The sequence below is a fragment of the Candidatus Competibacter denitrificans Run_A_D11 genome (assembly GCF_001051235.1).
GTDB classification, from domain to species: Bacteria; Pseudomonadota; Gammaproteobacteria; order Competibacterales; family Competibacteraceae; genus Competibacter_A; species Competibacter_A denitrificans.
The window spans coordinates 1-19,108 of record NZ_CBTJ020000022.1; the positions used below are offsets into that span (position 1 = coordinate 1).

The 19,108-nt window shown below is 55.5% G+C and carries 19 protein-coding genes and 1 pseudogene; 10 read left to right on the forward strand and 10 right to left on the reverse strand.

Going from position 1 to position 19,108, the window contains the following annotated elements; all coding sequences use genetic code 11:
* Positions 1 to 516 precede the first annotated feature (516 nt).
* From BN873_RS03930 to BN873_RS03940, 3 genes are all read left to right on the forward strand, one after another.
* Positions 517 to 1,581 (forward strand): glycosyltransferase, encoded by a 1,065-nt coding sequence (locus tag BN873_RS03930; protein WP_048670857.1) that lies wholly within the window; start codon positions 517 to 519, stop codon positions 1,579 to 1,581.
* Between the two features lie 81 nt (positions 1,582 to 1,662).
* Positions 1,663 to 3,342, forward strand: a complete 1,680-nt coding sequence (locus BN873_RS19290; protein ID WP_048670859.1) for an FkbM family methyltransferase — start codon at positions 1,663 to 1,665, stop codon at positions 3,340 to 3,342.
* Positions 3,326 to 4,504, forward strand: a complete 1,179-nt coding sequence (locus BN873_RS03940) for a glycosyltransferase family 4 protein (protein ID WP_048670861.1) — start codon at positions 3,326 to 3,328, stop codon at positions 4,502 to 4,504. Before BN873_RS19290 ends, BN873_RS03940 begins: the two co-directional genes overlap by 17 nt.
* Before the next feature lie 43 nt (positions 4,505 to 4,547).
* On the opposite strand, the gene BN873_RS03945 is transcribed toward BN873_RS03940, so the two are convergent.
* From BN873_RS03945 to BN873_RS03960, 4 genes and pseudogenes are all read right to left on the reverse strand, one after another.
* Entirely contained in the window at positions 4,548 to 5,099 is a 552-nt protein-coding gene (locus BN873_RS03945) for a LexA family protein (RefSeq protein ID WP_048670863.1), read from the reverse strand.
* Positions 5,100 to 5,105: 6 nt separating this feature from the next.
* Complete coding sequence (locus BN873_RS03950) at positions 5,106 to 5,702, reverse strand: LexA family protein (protein WP_048670865.1); 597 nt, start codon at positions 5,700 to 5,702, stop codon at positions 5,106 to 5,108.
* Between the two features lie 148 nt (positions 5,703 to 5,850).
* Positions 5,851 to 6,969: pseudogene (locus BN873_RS03955) on the reverse strand (NAD(P)/FAD-dependent oxidoreductase); the annotation flags it as partial.
* A 67-nt stretch (positions 6,970 to 7,036) separates the two neighbouring features.
* Positions 7,037 to 7,618 (reverse strand): peroxidase-related enzyme, encoded by a 582-nt coding sequence (locus tag BN873_RS03960; protein ID WP_048670871.1) that lies wholly within the window; start codon positions 7,616 to 7,618, stop codon positions 7,037 to 7,039.
* Positions 7,619 to 8,123: 505 nt separating this feature from the next.
* Here BN873_RS03960 and BN873_RS03965 point away from each other — a divergent pair.
* Together BN873_RS03965 and BN873_RS03970 are read left to right on the forward strand one after the other, a co-directional pair.
* Positions 8,124 to 8,483 carry a hypothetical protein gene (locus tag BN873_RS03965; protein ID WP_048670872.1) on the forward strand — a complete coding sequence of 120 codons (360 nt, stop codon included), beginning with the start codon at positions 8,124 to 8,126 and terminating at the stop codon, positions 8,481 to 8,483.
* Positions 8,484 to 8,507: 24 nt separating this feature from the next.
* Positions 8,508 to 8,945, forward strand: a complete 438-nt coding sequence (locus tag BN873_RS03970; protein WP_048670874.1) for a hypothetical protein — start codon at positions 8,508 to 8,510, stop codon at positions 8,943 to 8,945.
* A 106-nt stretch (positions 8,946 to 9,051) separates the two neighbouring features.
* Here BN873_RS03970 and BN873_RS03975 read toward each other — a convergent pair whose 3' ends face one another.
* Together BN873_RS03975 and BN873_RS03980 are read right to left on the reverse strand one after the other, a co-directional pair.
* Positions 9,052 to 10,278 carry a pyridoxal phosphate-dependent aminotransferase gene (locus BN873_RS03975; protein WP_048670876.1) on the reverse strand — a complete coding sequence of 409 codons (1,227 nt, stop codon included), beginning with the start codon at positions 10,276 to 10,278 and terminating at the stop codon, positions 9,052 to 9,054.
* 211 nt (positions 10,279 to 10,489) lie between these two features.
* Positions 10,490 to 11,053, reverse strand: coding sequence for a DUF924 family protein (locus BN873_RS03980; protein ID WP_048670878.1), 564 nt, complete (start codon positions 11,051 to 11,053; stop codon positions 10,490 to 10,492).
* A gap of 54 nt (positions 11,054 to 11,107) precedes the next feature.
* Between BN873_RS03980 and BN873_RS03985 the strand changes: the two genes are divergently transcribed.
* From BN873_RS03985 to murI, 3 genes are all read left to right on the forward strand, one after another.
* Positions 11,108 to 12,604: a polyamine aminopropyltransferase gene (locus tag BN873_RS03985; protein WP_048670880.1), complete on the forward strand. Its 1,497-nt coding sequence runs from the start codon at positions 11,108 to 11,110 to the stop codon at positions 12,602 to 12,604.
* 121 nt (positions 12,605 to 12,725) lie between these two features.
* Entirely contained in the window at positions 12,726 to 13,484 is a 759-nt protein-coding gene (gene pyrF, locus BN873_RS03990; RefSeq protein ID WP_048670882.1) for an orotidine-5'-phosphate decarboxylase, read from the forward strand.
* Positions 13,485 to 13,510: 26 nt separating this feature from the next.
* Entirely contained in the window at positions 13,511 to 14,311 is an 801-nt protein-coding gene (gene murI / locus BN873_RS03995) for a glutamate racemase (RefSeq protein ID WP_048670883.1), read from the forward strand.
* 38 nt (positions 14,312 to 14,349) lie between these two features.
* On the opposite strand, the gene BN873_RS04000 is transcribed toward murI, so the two are convergent.
* Complete coding sequence (locus tag BN873_RS04000) at positions 14,350 to 14,694, reverse strand: rhodanese-like domain-containing protein (RefSeq protein WP_082161083.1); 345 nt, start codon at positions 14,692 to 14,694, stop codon at positions 14,350 to 14,352.
* 23 nt (positions 14,695 to 14,717) lie between these two features.
* Positions 14,718 to 15,065 carry a winged helix-turn-helix transcriptional regulator gene (locus BN873_RS04005; RefSeq protein WP_048670885.1) on the reverse strand — a complete coding sequence of 116 codons (348 nt, stop codon included), beginning with the start codon at positions 15,063 to 15,065 and terminating at the stop codon, positions 14,718 to 14,720.
* A 162-nt stretch (positions 15,066 to 15,227) separates the two neighbouring features.
* Here BN873_RS04005 and BN873_RS04010 point away from each other — a divergent pair, with 162 nt between their 5' ends.
* Positions 15,228 to 15,464 (forward strand): thioredoxin domain-containing protein, encoded by a 237-nt coding sequence (locus tag BN873_RS04010; RefSeq protein WP_048670886.1) that lies wholly within the window; start codon positions 15,228 to 15,230, stop codon positions 15,462 to 15,464.
* A gap of 65 nt (positions 15,465 to 15,529) precedes the next feature.
* Here BN873_RS04010 and BN873_RS04015 read toward each other — a convergent pair whose 3' ends face one another.
* Positions 15,530 to 16,999 carry a DegQ family serine endoprotease gene (locus tag BN873_RS04015; RefSeq protein ID WP_082161084.1) on the reverse strand — a complete coding sequence of 490 codons (1,470 nt, stop codon included), beginning with the start codon at positions 16,997 to 16,999 and terminating at the stop codon, positions 15,530 to 15,532.
* Between the two features lie 128 nt (positions 17,000 to 17,127).
* On the reverse strand, positions 17,128 to 17,568 hold the full coding sequence (locus BN873_RS04020) for a hypothetical protein (protein ID WP_048670889.1): 441 nt from the start codon (positions 17,566 to 17,568) through the stop codon (positions 17,128 to 17,130).
* A gap of 259 nt (positions 17,569 to 17,827) precedes the next feature.
* Between BN873_RS04020 and BN873_RS04025 the strand changes: the two genes are divergently transcribed.
* Positions 17,828 to 19,060, forward strand: a complete 1,233-nt coding sequence (locus BN873_RS04025; protein ID WP_053085230.1) for a TFIIB-type zinc ribbon-containing protein — start codon at positions 17,828 to 17,830, stop codon at positions 19,058 to 19,060.
* Positions 19,061 to 19,108 lie beyond the last annotated feature (48 nt).

Below are 19,108 nucleotides of genomic sequence, written 5' to 3' on the forward strand. Positions count from 1 at the left end.
CAGCTGGTTTGAGGCGAAACTCGCTATCATCCGCCCCGCCATCCGCACCTATCTGACTAATCCACTTTACAGGCTACCGGCAACTGCGTAACTCCTATGACTTTTTTCCTTAAAGAGACCAATCAGCTTTCCAGCAACAAATTTTGCTGCGCCAAGACAATAATTCGGACTGGTAGGCTTGGGTCCACCTCGAGCCTTGTTTTGTATTTCGCGCATTGATTTAAGGGTATCGAACGGGTCTTTGCTTGCCATGGCACCACCTCCAGGATTGTTGGCGTTAGGACTGCTGAGGGATAGCTGGGATTCAGATGGTTAATGCCGAATCTCTTGATCGTCCAGCTTATACAAAAAAGATGCCATACCGCTCGGTCATCATGAAATGATCGTTTACACGCACACCATCAGCGACAATGCGTAATGCTTAGCCAACCGGCAAAACAAGTAACTTTTGAAGCCATATCCCCGACTGCCATTGATCAATGGATCGGCTGATCTGACTTGAGGAGTAACGAGCCAGTGCCACCACCCACGGTCTCCGTGCTCCTGCCAGTGCGCAACGGCGCGCGTTTCCTCGCCCTGGCCCTGGATAGCCTGATCGGCCAAGCCAATATCTCCCACGAAATCATCGCCATTGATGACGGTAGTCGTGATGAAACGCCTACGATCCTACGCCGCTATGCCGCTCTGCACGACGGCTTGCGGATCGTCGCCGGTCAGGGAGATGGTCTTTCACACGCATTAAATCTCGGTTTGGTACACGCACGCGGCCGTTACATCGCCCGCATGGACGCTGACGATATCGCCCTCCCCGGTCGGCTTGCCGCCCAGTGCCATTATCTGGATCGACACCCTGAAATCGGCGTCCTTGGCACACAAGCACTGCGCATCGATCCTGCTGGTATTCGCAGCGGCCAGATCAGAGTGCCTACCGGCCCGCACCGCGTCCACGCTGCTTTAGGAATCAGTTGCGCCCTAATCCACCCGACCGTGATGTTACGGCGTGAGCCTTTGCTTGCAGTCGGCGGTTATCGGCCACAGTTCGATGGCGCCGAGGATTACGACTTGTGGCTGCGCCTGTCAGAAATCACGGAGCTAGATAATTTGCGGGAGCCGTGGCTCCTGTGGCGGCAGCACAATAGCCAAGTTTCAATCCGTTATGCACTGCGTCAAGCGCGCCGCGCCGCACTCGCGTTGCTGTCGCATCAGTGGCGCCGAAAGGGTGCGGCCGATCCGTTGGCCGATCAGCAAACCTTGAGGGGTTGGCGATATCGATTCTCTAGCATGGATTCCACCGCTGTCTTACGACTCCATGCGCTGACGGCCGCTGCCTTCGTGGACAACGGCGGCAGCCTACGTCGTCGGGGTTCCGCTTACCTTGAGGCGATCTGCAAACGGATAGACCGACATGACCAAGCACTCACGCGCCGGATCGCGCTGGCGTGTGTGCGTCACCAACGACAATTGGTGCGCGCCGGGCGATGGCGCGAGGCCCTGGCGCGTTGGCCGGTACATCTGGCAAGCTGCGATACTGAACTTTTGAGAGCATACTTCACGCACGCTAGCATCCTCTGGCGCTCGTGAACCGCGCCGCCGTTTTGCCGGTCACAGGCTGCGGGTCGCTTCGAGACAAATTCAATTGATCGTTTCTTTGGGGGTATTCGGATGGGTGTCGGTTATCAGGGTTTGCAGTTTTCACTTTTCGGCAAAGGCAAGGGGGTCAGTTTCGACCGCACCGTGATGCTGGGACGGCAGAATCACTATCTTGATGCAGGCACCCTGCATAGCATGTTCGAGCGTTTCGGTTCACCGGTAACCGACGCCGAAGTCCATACCATGCTGCACCATGCGTACTCAGAAAACCTCTTCAAACAGCTTGGCGCTACCAAGGTAGACAGCATCGACGCCTCCGGTTACGAAGGGGCGAGCATCATTCACAACCTCAATGACCCGATCCCGGCAGAGCTACAACGCCAATATACGTGCGTGGTTGATTTTGGCTCGCTGGAGCATGTCTTCAACTTTCCTGGGGCCTTAAAAAACGCTACTGATCTGCTCGCAGACGGCGGCCATTTGCTCAGCATCACCACCGCCAACAATTTCATGGGGCACGGGTTTTATCAATTTGCCCCAGAGGCGTTCTTCGGCTACCTCGCCAAAAACGGTTTTACGGATATTGAGATCTACATGATCCTGTACCGTAATCTGCCGTACTGGTTTCGGGTGAGCGAACCACGTCAAATCGGCAATCGGGTGGAACTGGTCAACGGTGAACCGGTCCAGATGGGGATTTTGGCCCGCAAAGTCGAGCATCGCCCGCAGGCGGCCTTTCCCATCCAATCGGATTACCACGATGCGTTTTGGCAACGGCGCGATGTTGACCGAAAAACCGAAGCGCCCCCGGTCGATCCGCACGTCAGCGCCCTTGTCCAGGATCTCAAGGCCAAAATCGCCGCGCTGGTCGCCTGGCCGGAGATGCTCTCCCCGCATCTGACCAACGGCTTCGAGAATCACCTCCATTACCAGCTAATCGATCCGGCTGTGGAAGTGGCAGGGGTGGCCCACGCCAAGGCCGGGCCAGCATTACTCTCGCGCTTGCAAAAGGCCCTCGGCATATCGACCGATACCACCACCAAGCCCAGTGCTCCCCCACCCGTCGATAAAGAACCCACCCATCTCACGCCAGTGGAAGAGGTAGAACATCGGGGCGTGATCATCCCGATCATCCCGAAGGTATTTTCCGAACAGATCATCCAGGCCATCCGGGTCGGCACTTATGAGGCGAGTGAGGCGGGCGAACTCGATGCCCTGATCCAAACCGATGAGGTGATTCTGGAAATCGGCGCCGGTTGTGGCTTCATTTCGACCTACTGCGCTAAGAACCCGCATACCAAGGCGGTCTATTCGGTCGAGGCGAACCCGGCCTTGATTGATGTCATTCGGTTAACCCATAAACTCAATAATGTACAGGTCACGCTGTATCACGAAGTGCTGGCCAAGGAATCGGGCGAAATTGATTTCTACGTTCATGAGGACTTTTGGGCATCGGGGACGCACAGTTTCCTCGGTAAACCCGTCAAAGTGAAAACCACGTCATTTCAGCAACGCCTGGCGGAAATCCGTCCCACCATGCTGATTGTCGATATCGAAGGAGGTGAAGATGGCCTGTTTGAAGGGATCGATCTGACCGGGGTCAGAAAAATCATGCTGGAAGTCCATCAACCCACCATCGGCCGCCGGGGTGTTAAGCGGCTGTTCGACCAGCTCTCAGCGCAAAATTTCCACTACGACATGTGGCATAGCTCCCGCAGCATCGTGACCTTCTCTCATGTTGATCGCGGCTGAGCACGCGCCGGTGACTAGCACCCACCGGCTACGTTTGGCTGTGTTGCTCAATGACATGAACGCCTCCGGCGGCATTCAGCGGGTCGCGGTCAATCTGGTACGGGAACTGAGTGAGCGTTACGACGCCCGCTTACTGTCGGTCGAGCCGTTGCACAAGCCAGTGTTCCATGACCCTAATCTTCAGCTCACAAGCCTAAACTGCCTACGCCGGGCGCGTGGCCGGCTACCTTATTTGGCGGAGATGGCGTCTATCGGGCTTGCGCTGCACCGCTACGTGCGCGAGCAGCGCATCGATATCGTGCTGGCAATCTGGTACGACTTCGCGTGTATTACCGCCTTGGCGCTACCCCGTTCCGTGCTCAAAATCGGTTGCGAGCATATCGCCTATGAGGAGGCACCGCGTTTCTGGCGTGCCATGCGCCGGTTGAGCTATCCCCGGCTTGATGTGGTGGTGGGCCTGACCGAAGCCGACCGGCCCGCGTTGGCGCAACTGGCCCGCACTGTCCGAGTGATCCCCAACGCCGCACCGCTACCATCCCCCTCAGCGGGCACGCAACGCGAGAAAATTCTCCTCTGTGTCGGTCATCTTATCGCCCGCAAAGGGCTGGATCGCCTGCTGTGGGCGTTGCAAAAACCCTTGCATGATCATCCCGACTGGCAGTTGGTTTTTGTCGGTGGCGGCGAACGCGGTCACACCGACTGGGGCTATTTGGACTATCTGGCGACCCTGCTCAAGTTGTTGCAGCTTGAAGGGCACGTCATCATCCATCCTGCGACCCAGCGTATCGAGTCATGGTATCGGCGGGCCTCCATTTACGTGATGGGATCACGCCAAGAAGGGTTGCCGATGGTATTGATCGAGGCAAAATCCTTTGGATTGCCGGTGGTCAGCTTCGACTGCCCAACCGGGCCTCGGGAAATCGTGCGCCACGGGATCGATGGTTTTTTGATTCAAGACGACGACTATGCCTTCAGTGAAGCGGTGAGTACTCTCATCACCGATCCTCAACTCTGGCAGCGCATGAGTGCGGCCGCTGTGGAGGATATCGGCGTCCGTTTTTCAACCGCCACGATTTCGCAGCAGTGGTTCAGCCTGATTGATGGACTCCTCGCCGAACGATCAGGAAATCGCCTGGTAACCGTGGCAAACAGTTCAAGCTAAGAGAATCGATGCGATGATCGGAATGCGATCTATGCGCCTCTGTTTAACCGACAGCTAGCGCACCGCTGCCCGGCGAAACCGCAAGAGACGCTCCATCACTTGCCGCTTCCTGATCCCGTTTCGGCCAAAGCCGCTGAACCACCCAGCGCGCGACGCCCCAAATTTCGCATTCCGCCAAGGATAGAGGCGCACACACGGGTCCAGCGGGTTGATCGGCCCCTGGTTCCAGCATCAGCCGGCCGGTTGCATCGCGGCCCAGGCACCGTAGCGCAATCTTGCCCGCGACAGCTACCGCCACCACGCTACCCGCCAGCGGAGGTGTGGTGCGATCCATGATCACCAGATCGCCATCGCGCAACCCCGCTGCTCGCAGGCTATCGCCACGGATCTTGACCAGGAAGGTCGCCTCCGCATTGCGGATCAGATGAGTATCCAGGTCTGGCCAGTACTCGGCCGGCTCATCAACAAGCGTGGCCATATCGGCTGACAGGTCGATCAGTAACGGCAACCCTGCGGACTGTTCCGCCTTCAAACCATGGGTGGGCCGGGGCCGAGACGTGCGGCCGATGGGCGTTCCGGGAACGAGAGCCAACATGAGCAGTTACCTCCGGGGAGAGCGATACGAGCGAACAAGGCCGATGACCACACCGAAAATCTCCAGATGGTCGCCGGGATGGATAACCGGATAGCGGGGGTTGGCCGGTTGCAGAACCAGCGTACCGTTTTCCACCGCCAATGTTTTGAGCGTCAGCTCGTTGTTGAGCGCTGCCACCACGAGATCGCCAGGTCGGGCCGGCGTATCTCGCTCCACCACCGCGATGTCGCCCTCGTGGATGCCGGCGTTGATCATCGAATCGCCGGTCACCGGTATGAGGGTGGTGCGCGATGGATGGCGCACCAGGTAGGCATCAATGGAATGGGCTTCGCCGCCATCGTGGGTCGGGGCCGGCAAACCGGCTGGGACGGCCGCTTCCGCCAAACCCCGCTCGAAAAACCGCTCGGTCGGCGCCCAGCGGTTAGCCGGTGTGCGCTCCAGATAGCCGGCGCTTCTGAGCCGCTCCAACACTTTGGCCACACCATCACGCGAGCTGAGCCGCAAAACGCTCCGCAGCGGGCCATAAGCAGGCACGGTGCGCCAGCGAGCGTAATACTCTTGCAGTCGGGCCAGATAAGCCTGGTCATCGGGTTGTTTAGGCATGGTTAAGCTTTAGCGTACAAATGTACGCTAAAGATAGAGCAGTTGTGCCGTAAGGTCAAGTGATCAGATCGGCTGATGTCGGGTTCTTGAGCGGTTCCTGCAAACGGAGGGCGGCCTTCCCCGATTTAGATTCCTTGGCCTGCTCGTTTTACCGGCTCGGTGCTTCCAGACGCTTCACCACCTCGCGCGCGATGGCCAGAGCGGCAGTTAAACCCGGTGATTCGATGCCGAACAGGTTGACCAAACCCGTTACCCCATGGACGGCCGGCCCTTGAATAACGAAATCGCCCGCCGCTTGCGCTGGGCCGGTGATTTTAGGCCGGATACCGGTATAGCCTGGCCGCAACATACCGTCGGCTAAATCCGGGTAATAGCGGCGGATCGCTCGGTAAAATTTTTCTTCAAGTCCGGTTTCGAAGCGGTAATCGACCATCACCGGCCAGCCACTCACATCCGGCCCAAACTTGCATTGCCCGCCAAGATCCAAGGTAACGTGAATCCCTAGTCCTGCTGCATCCGGCATCGGATAGACCAAATGCCGGAACGGCGACCGCCCATTGAACAGAAAATAATGCCCTTTCGCGTAGAACGTCGGTGGTATCCGTTCGGGCGGCAACCCCACTAAAAATCGCGCCAGGGACTGCGCACCCAAGCCGGCCGAGTTGACCAACTGACGACAACGCAACTCGTAGGGTTCCGCACCGCCAATGCACAGGGTGATTCCATCAGCATCGACCGTGCCGGCTACGACAGGAGCGCGGGTCACCAGCGTCGCACCAGCCCGCTCGGCATCGGCCAGCAGGGTCAGCATCAACGCATGGCTATCCAAGATACCGGTCGATTCGGAGTACAAACCGGCCACCGCCCGCACAGCGGGTTCAAGCTGGCTGATCTGAGCGGCATCAAGCGGACGCAACATCACGCCATTTGCAGCGGCACGTTCGGCATAGCTAGCTAATGCGGCTACTTCATTGGCATCACACGCCACCAAGAGCTTGCCGATGCGCTGGTGTGCGATGCCGCGTTCGGCACAGTAACCATAAAGCAGTGCCTTACCCTGTACGCACAAGCGCGCTTTCAGTGAACCTGGCGGGTAGTAGAGGCCGGCATGGATCACTTCGGAGTTGCGCGCTGAGGTCTGTGCACCAAAGCGCTCATCTGCTTCTAAAATAAGGACTTCACGCCCAGTTTGCGCCAACGCACGGGCCACGGCCAGGCCAACCACGCCGGCACCGACCACGACGGTATCGACGGTTTCCATCGCGTTTCTCCAGGCCGTGTCGCTTCATTAACCTGGTGCCAGATCCTGCGTCAACTCACTCAATCAGCCAGGATCATTTTTTCTTGGGAATTCGACCCAGCAGATAAAATTCGTCATTTGGGCGCAGGCTCATCATATTTGCCAGACGATTGGACATGGCAAAAAATGCCGCGATGGCCCCGATATCCCAAATATCCTGGTCGGTAAACTCATGAGCGCGCAATGCTTCAAAATCAGCGTCATTCACCGCGTAGGCTTCCTTGGCGACTTTCAAGGCGAAATCGAGCATGGCCTTTTGACGTGGTGTCAGATCGGCCTTGCGGTAGTTGATAGCCACTTGGTCCGCGATCAACGGATTTTTAGCACGAACCCGTAAGATGGCACCGTGTGCAACCACGCAATAATGGCACTGGTTAGTGCCCGAAGTCGCAACCACAATCATTTCCCGCTCAGCTTTACTCAGCCCGCTTTCCTTCTCCATAAGAGCGTCGTGGTAAGCGAAAAATGCACGAAATTCGTCGGGACGATGGGCAAGTCCCAAAAACACGTTAGGGACAAAACCGGTTTGCTCCTGCACCGCCAGAATTCGATCACGGACATCTTCAGGCAGTTGGTCCAGGGTGGGGATAGGATAACGGCTGATTGGAGTAGTCATAGTGATTTCCTTTAGGTAAAAGAGTGGAGAGAAGCGTTCTGGTTAATTTATGGAAAGATCGCTAAGAAGCCAGGCCCTACTGCGACGGAGGTTCAGATTATATCCCCATAAAAATCTGGAAAACCTAGGGAAAATTGTAGAAAACGTGCCTTCAGTTAGTTGACCGCCAGGCGTTTTTTATAATCGAATGGCTAGGATCACGGTTTACCCTATCAGAATGCACCAGATCAAAATGAGCCGACTCAGGCCAAATTGGCTATCAGCCCACTTTGCGATATCATTTGCTCATTGATTTCTGAGAACCCTCTTTAATAATTATCTTTATATACTGATAGTTATGCAGGTTTTCTACTTTGGAACAATACTTGCTTTTCTTGGCCTATGTTAAGGCTCTTAAAAGCGAACGGGTGAAGCGGTTTCCATGAATGCTAGTACTGATAAGCACCGAAGTAAGATGCATGGTGAAACTATGATACGACATAACTTCTTAATAGGAGCGCTCTTAATGATTAATACAGTAGCCATGGCAAGTGCAACGGGTGATGCAGAAACGATCCTGCAAATTTTGCTCAATACCCCACAATTGAGCCAATATTACCATTTCGATGTCAGGCCCCAGCGCAAGCCACTGCAAATTAATAATCATACTCACATCACCATTAATCCAAAAGCGGTCGTAGTTGATGGTGAGGCGATTCAAATCGCCAGCGGCCCAAACGCACTCGATATTACCGAGTTCCTCGTTGAAACTGAACGTGCCCAAATTGCCTTCGCCTTTCCAGTCGAAGGAATCCGAGGTTCGGCAATATTTAATAAAGATAAAAATGACTGGCGCTTAAACCACATCAATGTCGCCGAACATTAGATCCCTACTTCCTTGGAGATTACAATGAAAATGACCAACGCAGATCAAACCCAATATCCCAAATTTACTCAATACGTCCGCTATGCCTTACCCAAGGTCGTCGATGTCAAATCCATCGTTGCGGCTTTCCAAAAATACGGTCAAATTGATCGAACGACTCTAAAGCGGGCATTGAAATGGGGTAATGAACCCCATATCACCATTAAAACCTTGGTTGGTGCGATCGGAGAATTCAACGCTTCTGTCGATCCCGATGAAATCAATATTCATACCAAAATCGTTGAAGAGTTTGAGGCAGGTCACGGACTACGCAAAACTAAATATAATAAGCAAGTTTATTTGGTTGGGGTAACCTTACTTCATGAACTCGTCCACTGGGCTGATAACCTTGATGGTATTGACTTCCCTGATGAGGAGGGAGAACAGTTTGAAAAAGATGTTTACGGCCAAGTCATCAATTGAACGCTGTCTTATGGATATTCCGCAGGATGCGGAATAGGCTCCAACTGGGGCCAACGGCCCCAGGAATCTCAAAGTCGTGAATTACACTAGGCAGCCTTAAAAACACTCACAGGCTATGGCGCTTCCGGTAACGCTCCAAAAAACGCCCAAGGCGTCCGATGGCATCGGTTAAATCGTCCTCATGCGGTAAGAATACGACACGCAGATGATCGGGATGGGGCCAGTTGAAACCGCTGCCCTGCACCAGCAACACTTTTTCTTCCAACAAAAAATCCAGCACGAACTGCTGGTCATCAACGATGGGATAAAGCTTTTGATCCAGTCGGGGGAACATGTACAGCGCAGCGCGCGGCTTGACGCAACTGACACCGGGAATGGCGGTGAGCAGATTAAACGCCACATCGCGCTGCTTGCCCAGTCGGCCGGTTGGCAGCACCAGATCATCAATACTCTGATAACCGCCCAGCGCGGTCTGGATCGCATGTTGCGCCGGCACATTAGCGCACAGCCGCATTGAGGCTAGCATGGTCAGGCCCTCGATATAATCTTGGGCGTGGGTTTTCTCGCCTGACACTACCACCCAGCCGGCCCGATAGCCGCAGGCTCGGTAATTCTTGGACAGACCATTGAACGTCAGGCACAGCACATCCTCCGCCAGTGAAGCGATTGAGGTATGTTGGCCACCGTCGTATAGCACTTTGTCGTAAATTTCATCGGCATACACGATTAACTGATGCTGACGCGCGATTTCCAGAATATCCTGCAACAGATCCACGGGGTACAGCGCACCGGTCGGATTATTAGGATTGATAATCACAATGGCGCGTGTGGCTGGGGTGATCTTGCCTCGAATATCATCCAAATCGGGCAACCAGTTGGCTTGCTCGTCGCATAAATAATGGCGCGGCGTACCGCTCGATAGGCTCACCGCTGCCGTCCACAATGGGTAGTCCGGGGCCGGAATCAACACCTCATCGCCGGTATTAAGCAAAGCCTGCAAAGCCATCACGATCAGCTCGGACACACCATTGCCGATATAGATATCATCGACCTGCACGCCTGGAATCGCTTTCTGCTGGGTGTAGTGCATCACCGCCTTGCGCGCGGCAAAAAGCCCTTTCGAATCGCAATAACCGGAAGCATCTGGCAGGTTGTGAATGACATCCTGCACCAGTTCTTCGGGAGCCAAAAAGCCGAATGGTGCCGGGTTACCGATGTTGAGCTTGGTGATCCGCTGGCCTTCATCTTCCATTTGTTTGGCGCGTGCCAGCACCGGACCCCGAATGTCGTAGCAAACGTTTGCGAGCTTGGCGGATTTCAATATAGGTTGCATCGAGAATTCATCCGGCTGGGTTATCTGTGACTCTGAAAAAGCGGGCGGTTTAGTATCTGGAAAAACGTGGATACATGATAACCGTAGTCGGCAACGACCGATATCCCTGCTCCTTCTTGTGGTAGGAGAGATGTGTTTGGCAATAAGATGATGATATAAAAACGTCATAAACGAGAATGGACAGCAAAACTCCAAAGTTCTTCAAAGAAACTCAGCCATGGAATGCTTCTGGCGAAGCCAAATAAGCGAGTTCTTCGGGTGTACTTTCCCGACCCAAAATCGCGTTACGGTGTGGAAATCGGCCAAACCGAACGATGAGATTGTGATGATGACGAGCGAAACGCGCGCTGTCTTCCAATCCCAATGACTCGAAAAGTTGTACCGAGCGGGTCTGATCAGCCAGCTTTTCGCTGTGCATGAACGGCAGATAGAGAAAAAGACGCTGGGTCGGCGCCAACTCCTGATCAAAACCACGCACCATCGCGCGATCCGCGACCGTGCGCGCAGCGGCCTCGGTGGCGAAGCTTTCCGGTTGGCCGCGAAACATGTTGAGTGGAAACTGATCGAGTACAATCGCCAACGCCAACGCACCGACAGAGCTTTGTTCCCACGCTAACAGTTGCCCATCCGCCGCTGCACGATAGGTGGTCAAAAATCGCTCACGCAAGTGTTGATCGAATTCTGGCGTAGAATTGAACCACAGGGACTGGTTTGGCTCCGCAAACCAGAACGCGATAATGTCTTCACTGCTGGAAATGCTTTTTGAATCCGTCATTTTTAACCTCAATCTCTGCCCACATTTGCACCGCTTAGGGATTGCATTAACCCCGTGACCCACGCCCTTCTTGTCTCAGTTTTTATCATTGCCTCCTGTGGGCTGGTTTATGAACTGATCGCGGGGACATTGGCCAGTTATTTACTGGGCGATTCAGTCACCCAATTTTCCACCGTCATTGGCACCTACCTGTTTGCGATGGGGATTGGTTCCTGGCTATCGCGTTATGTCGTTCGCAACCTAATAACCCGCTTCATTCAAATCGAACTCGCAGTAGGCATTCTGGGCGGTTTCTCCGCACCAATGCTGTTTTTGATCTTCGCCTGGGGTGGCCTGTTCCGGCTGGCCCTGTACGTGCTGGTTCTGGTCGTCGGCATTTTAGTCGGCCTGGAAATTCCCCTGGTCATGCGTATCCTCAAGCAGCAGTTCGCTTTCAAGGATCTGGTGTCGCAAGTGCTGACTCTGGATTATCTGGGTGCGCTGGCTGTTTCACTGCTATTTCCGATTCTGCTTGCGCCGCATTTGGGTTTGAACCGAACCAGCCTGCTGTTTGGCCTGCTCAACGTCCTGGTGGCCGCCTGGGCCTTGCGGTTGTTTCGTCAGCAACTGCCGCAAGGCGGCTGGCTGCGCGGACAATGCTTCGCCGCACTGATCGCCTTGGCGGCCGGTTTCATTGCCGCCGACCGAATCACCGCCTTAGCCGAAGAAAATCTGTATGCCGATGAAATCGTCATCGCGCACACATCGCCCTATCAACGGATCGTCGTCACCCGCTGGAAGGACGATTTTCGACTATTTCTCAACAACAACCTGCAATTTAGCTCCCGCGACGAATACCGCTACCACGAGGCGCTGGTGCATCCCGGCCTGGGCGCGTTGCCCGGAGCACGTCGGGTATTGGTGTTAGGCGGCGGCGATGGCTTGGCAGTGCGCGAAATCCTCCGCTACGACAGCATTGAGTCGATCACCCTGGTTGATCTCGATTCGGACATGACCCGACTGTTCGCCAATCACCCCTTACTGACCCCATTGAACGACAACGCTCTGCAATCCCCAAAGGTGCAGATCATCAATCAGGATGCCTTCAAATGGCTGGCGCAAAATGCGGACATGTTCGACTTCATCGTGGTAGATTTTCCTGATCCGAGCAATTATTCGCTGGGCAAGCTTTACACCAACACCTTCTACCGCTTGCTCGAAAAGCATCTGGCCGCGAATGGTGCGGTCACGGTGCAGACCACTTCACCGCTTTACGCCCGGCAATCATTCTGGTGCATCGTCCGTACGCTGGAAAGTGTCGGCTTGCGGGTGGCGCCCTATCACGCCTATATACCGGCCTTTGGCGAATGGGGCTTTGCATTGGCGACTCGCCAGCCCCGGCAACCACCCGCTCACTATCCAGCCGGTTTACGTTTCTTGACTCCCGACACCACTGCGCCGTTGTTTCAGTTTCCGCCCGACATGGGGCCGGTTGATAGCGAGATCAATCGGCTCAATAACCAAATCCTGGTGCATTATTACGAGCGCGAATGGCGCCAAGTCACCCAATAATCGCTTCGGGAACGGTCGGCTAGCGGGGACCATTGCCGATATGGCCCTGTCGCCAAATGACCGGTCGCGCTAGAATCACTGCCATGCGTTGACCTTCTTGCCCTTTAGCGCGGATCGCCCGATGACCTCCACAAAGCCGCTTGCCAGCAAAGCCATTCCACCCGCCGAACGCCTGATTTTTGCTCTGGACGTACCCAATCCGACGACAGCTCGGCACCTGGTGGAAACGTTAGGCGATGCGGTTTGCTTTTATAAGATCGGCCTGGAGATGTTCATGGCCGGCGGCTATTTCGAGCTGATCGACGGGTTGCGGGCGCGTGATAAAAAGGTGTTTGTTGATCTCAAATTCTTCGATGTGCCAGAAACGGTGCGCTCCGCCGTGCGCCAGCTTAAACCCTACGGCGCCACCTTCACTACCGTCCACGGCAATGATGCCATCCTCAAAGCGGCGGTCGAAGCGGCGCAAGAGATCGGCGGCGATTTAGGCATCCTCGCTGTTACCGCCTTGACCAGCCTTGATCAAGCCGATCTCGATGATTTGGGTTTCGCCTGCGACCCGAAAACCCTGGTGCTGTCACGCGCGCGTCGGGCGTTGGCTATCGGTTGTCGCGGCGTGATTTCCTCCGGTTTGGAGGCGGCCGAGTTACGGGCCAATCTCGGCGAAAAGCTGCTGATCATTACCCCTGGCATCCGCCCGGTCTTGAACCGTCCGACGGATGACCAGAAGCGGACAATGGATGTGGAGGACGCTTTTCTAAGCGGCGCTGATTACATCGTCGTCGGTCGCCCGATCCGCCAAGCGGCCGACCCGCACGCGGCAGCCGTAGCAATTCAAGAACGGATCGCACGCTTATTCGCGCCCGGTATTTCGACCACCTAACTCATACGGCGGACCGGTTCACCGACATGGAGCGCGGTAAGCCCATCGGCGTCTTTGATTCTGGCGTGGGCGGTCTGTCGGTATTGCGACGGATTCGCGCCGATCTCCCGCACGAGGCATTCGTGTATGTCGCCGATTCCGGTCACGCGCCCTACGGTAATAAAGCAGACGAATTCATCACTCGCCGAGCGTTTATCATCACTAAATTTCTGTTGGATCAGGGCGCTAAGGCAGTGGTGGTCGCTTGCAACACCGCGACCGCAGCGGCGATTACCCGGCTACGTGAACGCTTCGATATTCCTATTATCGGCGTCGAGCCAGCGCTCAAACCGGCGGTAGCTGCAACCCGTTCCGGGGTGGTCGGAGTTTTGGCCACGGGCAACACGGTACGCAGCGATAAATTTGCTGCATTACTCGATCAACACGGCCACCAGGCGCGGGTGATCGTGCAACCCTGCCCCGGCCTGGCGGATTGTGTGGAAAACGGGGAATTGAGCGGCCCCCAGCCGCAAGCCCTTTTGGAAAAATTTCTAGCGCCTCTGCTGGAACAAGGCGCTGATACCCTGGTGCTGGGTTGCACGCATTACCCGTTTCTCGCGCCACTGATCCAGTGCTTGGTTCATCAGGATACCGTGATTCTCGATCCGAGTGCCGCAGTCGCCCGCCAACTACGACGGCGCTTAGAGACAACCGGTTTGCTGGCAAGCGATGCCCAGAACGGTACAGCGCGCTATTTCACCAGTGGTACGCCGGAACACACGGCTCAGGTGATGAGCCGCTTGTTAGGCTATCCAGTCTGTGCCGAACCCCTGCCGACGGTATGCTGAAAGTGTGGCAGCCCGAAAAGGCATCGCTCAGTGCCAGATCACTCGGTCACATAGCCCGCGCGGCGCATGTCTTCCAGACCACCTTTGTTCTCAACGTGGCTATAACCCAACCGACGCAAGGCTTTTTCGGCAATCTCGGCACGACGGCCGCTACGGCAATACAGGACGATACGGGTATCACGATTGGGAACGGTCGCCGTAATCCGGTCGGCAATTTGCTCGTAAGGAATGTGAACCGCATCCCGGACATGGCCTTCGCGGTATTCCTCGGCGCTGCGCACGTCAATGACCGGGGCCTGATCAGGGCGCAAAGCGGGTGCCGGCTGCTCAGCGAGCACAGGAAGGGTCAGCAACAGGATGGCAAGAAATCCCGCTCGCTTCATTACAGATCTCCTCAAAAGCGGCATTAAGCCCGTTTGGCGTCACGACCACCAGGGGTCGTCGTTTGCAATTGGCTGTCGAGTCGTTGGATTTGTTCGATAATCTCGACCAAGCGCCGGCCGGCTTCGGTCAGCGCATACTCGGTGCGGGGCGGCAGCTCTGGGAATGCCTCTCGTTCTAATAATCCGTAGTGGGTCAATTTCCGCAAGCGCTCTGAAAGCACCTTGGTTGAAATCCCGGTAATCTCCCGTTCGAGCGCGCCGGGCCGTCTGGTACCGGCTCCGACGGCGTGCAACACCGAAACTGACCACTTGCAGCCGATCACATCTTCCAGCCTGGCGTACACCGACGGAACCTGAGAAATTTTTTTCATCCGACAAATCAACAACTTTCACCAAAAAGTGCCTGGGGCACCAAAAAGTGCCCGCTGGTCAAAATGCGCTAACCGACCCATGCTCGGCTTGCTGAGGTCTTCGACCACCGCTCTCGGTTCGACCCCTTCAGTCAGATTTTAATTCATTAAGGAGTGATCGCGATGAAAAGCAAAGCTATTTTCTATCACGCCGGCTGCCCAGTTTGTGTAGCGGCCGAACAAACCGTCGCCAGCGCACTCGACCCACAACGCTTTGACGTGGAAATCGTCCATCTGGGAGAAAACCGGCGGCGGGTCGCTGAAGCCGAAGCCGTCGGGGTCAAGTCGGTACCGGCTTTAGTGCTGAGTGGAGCACCTTTTCACATCAATTTTGGGGCCAGCCTTGAGGCGTTGAAATAACACGCGGGGCGGTGCGCGGGAAACGTCACAGCACATCCTTCCCGGCACCGTCCACCCACGCTCGCTTAACCCGACTGTTTCTCGGCCGATGGGATCGCCACCGCCAGATACAAAGCGCCGCCGTCCCGCTTCACTAATAGCGGTACCCGTTTACCGCGCGGAAGATTTCGTACTAATTGCCGCAACTGCGCAGCATCTTTGATCGGCTGATTGTTCAAGCTAAGCAAAATATCGCCCGCTCTCACCCCAGCTTCGGCGGCGGCACCTGGCCCGACCTGTTGCACCAACACACCCTGGCCATTGGGCGAATCGCCGACCGCGACATTCAGGCGCGGCCCACCCTCATTCGGGGTGTTATCCACCAACTGTTCTTTGCCATCCTTGTCCGGCAACTGCCCCAGTTTCACGGTTAATTCCCGTTCCTTACCATCGCGGATCACCGTTAGCGTCTGGTTTACGCCCGGCTTGGTGGTACCCACGAGCGGTGGCAAATCGGCGCTATCCTGTATCGGTTTCCCAGCGTAAGCGATGATGATATCACCCGCCTGCAAACCCGCTTTGGCCGCAGGACCGGCGGCATTCACCTCGGAGACTAAGGCCCCACGCGGTTGCTCCAGATTAAAGGAACGAGCCAAATCCTGAGTAACCTCCTGCAAGGTAATTCCCATCCAACCCCGCGTTACATGACCCTCGGCCTTAAGCTGGGCAACAACCTCCATCGCTACATCGACTGGAATTGCGAACGACAAACCCATATAACCACCGCTGCGGCTGAAGATTTGCGAGTTGATGCCGACCACTTTGCCGGTCAGATCAAACAGCGGACCACCAGAATTACCGGGATTGATCGGCACATCGGTTTGAATGAACGGTACATACGTGTCGTTCGGTAACGAACGTCCCAGGGCGCTGACGATACCCTTGGTCGCAGTACGCTCCAGCCCGAACGGCGCGCCAATGGCGAATACCCATTGCCCGACCTTGAGGCTGCCCACATCGCCGATGGCGACGGTCGGCAAATCGCCGGCCTCAATCTTGAGCAAAGCGATATCGGATTGCGCATCGCTACCGATCACTTTGGCTGGAAATTCGCGTTTGTCATTCAGCTTGACGGTGATTTTATCTGCTCCATCAACCACATGCCGGTTGGTGATGATATAACCATCAACAGAAATGATAAAACCGGAGCCTAATCCCTGAACCGGCCGCTCTGTACCAGCCTGTGGTACCGAAGGTTGGGGAAAGCGTTTGAAAAATTCGCCAAATGGATTCTCTGGGTCATCGTCGGGTACGGCGAACGGCAAACCGCGCCCCGCCAAAATCGGGGTACTCTTGCCGATGACGCTCACATTGACCACCGCCACCGCATTCTGCTGAACCAATGCGCTAAAATCCGGCACGCTCATCTCGATTCGGACGGGCGCGGTCGCGTCCAGCGCCAGCACCGGTGGCAATAGACCCGTCACCAACGCCCCACTACCTAAACTCAGGATGACTGCCGCCGCGACTTTGTTAAATGTTCTCGACGTTTGCATAACAACCACCTCTTTCGTACCGTGAATTTTTTATTCCGAGACCCAGCCCAAGGCCGCTCGGAACCCTCATGGCGCAGTAATGTGGCTGATATCGCTTAAGGGAAACTTAAGGCGTGCTTGGCAATTTCTTAGGCCCGCTCATCCGTACTGACAATAAACACGTTATCGACTTCATTAATATGAAATTGGCGTGGTGTCCTGGGAGCCGGCAAGTCGCTCTCCGGCAACCCTGATTTTTCCAAAAAATAGGCACGGATTGGCGGATCATTCAACGTCGCTTGATCATTCTCCAACCAGTCTTTAATTTTTGGGTCTTGTGGTTGGAAAATATGCACTTCCCGATGACCTCTTTCCAGCACTGCGTAAGTTGGCGGATGACCGAACTCCATCAACTTGGTATAGCCCAATGTCTCATACATCCGCACCGCTTGGCTGACGCTGGCCAAGACTTCACCGTTCCCCTCGTAAGACGGGCCTCGGTCAAACCGATTACCCTTTTCCAGCAAGTAACGACGCACAGCCTTGAGCGCGCTATCGAAACCACTCTCTTGCCCGCTTGTTCCACCCATTGACGCTTTCCCCCAAATCTCGTTCGAGAGCGCATATTACCAATACTCAGCGAGTTCGGCCGAACCGGCACCAGCCTGTGCGTTCATGGTTTGCCGCCGAGCTACTCCCAACTATTGAGCTAACCAGCAATGATCGGTCATTTTTTCTAGCTACCTTGGCATTCCGTCGAGCACTATCGGTCATCTGACGCTCCCAACGGCCTCAGAGATTAGGACGACCAGTCTCAATTTTTTCAACCCTTCGCCGGAAAACCCAACCATGCAAGCGCCTGAATTCTCCTCTTCGGCACCCTCTCTTGAACCGCGCCGCTTTCCCTGCACGCAATGCGGCGCATCTCTCGAATTTGCACCTGGTACCGATACCCTGCGTTGCGAGCATTGCGGCCATCAAAACCAGATCACGCGCTCTACCACCCGGATCTTGGAAGAGGATTTTCGACAAATGCTGAAGGCGTCGGCTAGCAGCACGCCAACACAGGAAGAGATCGCTATGGATTGCGTTTCCTGCGGCGCCTCTTATCGCTTCGATGCGGCGACCCATGCCGGCCAATGTCCCTTTTGCGGCGCACCGGTGGTCGCTAAGACTCGCCAGCATCGCCAGCTTCCAGTGCAAGCCTTGCTGCCCTTTCAGGTGAAACGCGAGCAAGCCTGGACGCTATTTCAAAATTGGCTCAGCGGATTGTGGTTCGCGCCAAACCGACTGCAAAACTACGCCCGCAACGAGAGTCGCCTGGCGGGAATGTATGTGCCCTATTGGACCTATGACGCCGCGACCACCACCACCTATCAGGGTGAGCGAGGTGATAACTATACCGTGCAAGAGCGCTATCTAGCGCTCGAAAATGGGCAGCAAGTTGAACGGATTCAGACGATTATCAAGGTTCGCTGGACACCGGTCACCGGGCAGGTTTCCCGCTTTTTCGACGATGTATTGGTATTAGCCAGCCGCTCGTTACCCCCAACGGTCACCCAGCAACTAGAACCCTGGGATTTAGCGAATCTTGTCCCTTATCAAGAAGATTATCTGAGCGGTTTTCAAAGCCAAATGTATCAGGTGGACCTGGAACACGGCTTCAAATACGCCCAGGCGCGGATGGCCGCCACGATCCAGCAGGATATCGCCCACGATATCGGCGGCGATCACCAGCGAATTAATGGTCTGGACACCCGTTATGGCGAGATCCGCTATAAGCACGTTTTGCTGCCGATATGGCTATCCGCCTTCCGTTTTCGTGACAAAACCTATCGTTTCGTGGTGAACGGTCGCACTGGAGAAGTGCAAGGCGAGCGGCCCTACAGTCCTTTCAAGATCGCCCTCGCCATTTTGTTGGCGATTCTGTTGCTCGGCGGCAGCTTAGTGCTCTGGCAGTATTTTTCAGCCTCCCAAAGCTGGTCGCTGCCGCAAGCAGGGATGCGCTACGGCCTAACACCTTCTATTCCATCAAAAATATTAGGAGTTACGCAGTTGCCGGTAGCCTGTAAAGTGGATTAGTCAGATAGGTGCGGATGGCGGGGCGGATGATAGCGAGTTTCGCCTCAA

Excerpts from the sequence above, each read along its gene's own strand:
- BN873_RS19290 (WP_048670859.1), top strand. The coding sequence starts at position 1,663 with ATGGGTGTCGGTTATCAGGGTTTGCAGTTTTCACTTTTCGGCAAAGGC.
- BN873_RS03940 (WP_048670861.1), top strand. The coding sequence starts at position 3,326 with ATGTTGATCGCGGCTGAGCACGCGCCGGTGACTAGCACCCACCGGCTA.
- BN873_RS03945 (WP_048670863.1), bottom strand. The coding sequence starts at position 5,099 with ATGTTGGCTCTCGTTCCCGGAACGCCCATCGGCCGCACGTCTCGGCCC.
- BN873_RS03950 (WP_048670865.1), bottom strand. The coding sequence starts at position 5,702 with ATGCCTAAACAACCCGATGACCAGGCTTATCTGGCCCGACTGCAAGAG.
- BN873_RS03960 (WP_048670871.1), bottom strand. The coding sequence starts at position 7,618 with ATGACTACTCCAATCAGCCGTTATCCTATCCCCACCCTGGACCAACTG.
- BN873_RS03965 (WP_048670872.1), top strand. The coding sequence starts at position 8,124 with ATGATTAATACAGTAGCCATGGCAAGTGCAACGGGTGATGCAGAAACG.
- BN873_RS03970 (WP_048670874.1), top strand. The coding sequence starts at position 8,508 with ATGAAAATGACCAACGCAGATCAAACCCAATATCCCAAATTTACTCAA.
- BN873_RS03975 (WP_048670876.1), bottom strand. The coding sequence starts at position 10,278 with ATGCAACCTATATTGAAATCCGCCAAGCTCGCAAACGTTTGCTACGAC.
- BN873_RS03980 (WP_048670878.1), bottom strand. The coding sequence starts at position 11,053 with ATGACGGATTCAAAAAGCATTTCCAGCAGTGAAGACATTATCGCGTTC.
- pyrF (WP_048670882.1), top strand. The coding sequence starts at position 12,726 with ATGACCTCCACAAAGCCGCTTGCCAGCAAAGCCATTCCACCCGCCGAA.
- murI (WP_048670883.1), top strand. The coding sequence starts at position 13,511 with ATGGAGCGCGGTAAGCCCATCGGCGTCTTTGATTCTGGCGTGGGCGGT.
- BN873_RS04000 (WP_082161083.1), bottom strand. The coding sequence starts at position 14,694 with ATGAAGCGAGCGGGATTTCTTGCCATCCTGTTGCTGACCCTTCCTGTG.
- BN873_RS04005 (WP_048670885.1), bottom strand. The coding sequence starts at position 15,065 with ATGAAAAAAATTTCTCAGGTTCCGTCGGTGTACGCCAGGCTGGAAGAT.
- BN873_RS04010 (WP_048670886.1), top strand. The coding sequence starts at position 15,228 with ATGAAAAGCAAAGCTATTTTCTATCACGCCGGCTGCCCAGTTTGTGTA.
- BN873_RS04015 (WP_082161084.1), bottom strand. The coding sequence starts at position 16,999 with ATGCAAACGTCGAGAACATTTAACAAAGTCGCGGCGGCAGTCATCCTG.
- BN873_RS04020 (WP_048670889.1), bottom strand. The coding sequence starts at position 17,568 with ATGGGTGGAACAAGCGGGCAAGAGAGTGGTTTCGATAGCGCGCTCAAG.
- BN873_RS04025 (WP_053085230.1), top strand. The coding sequence starts at position 17,828 with ATGCAAGCGCCTGAATTCTCCTCTTCGGCACCCTCTCTTGAACCGCGC.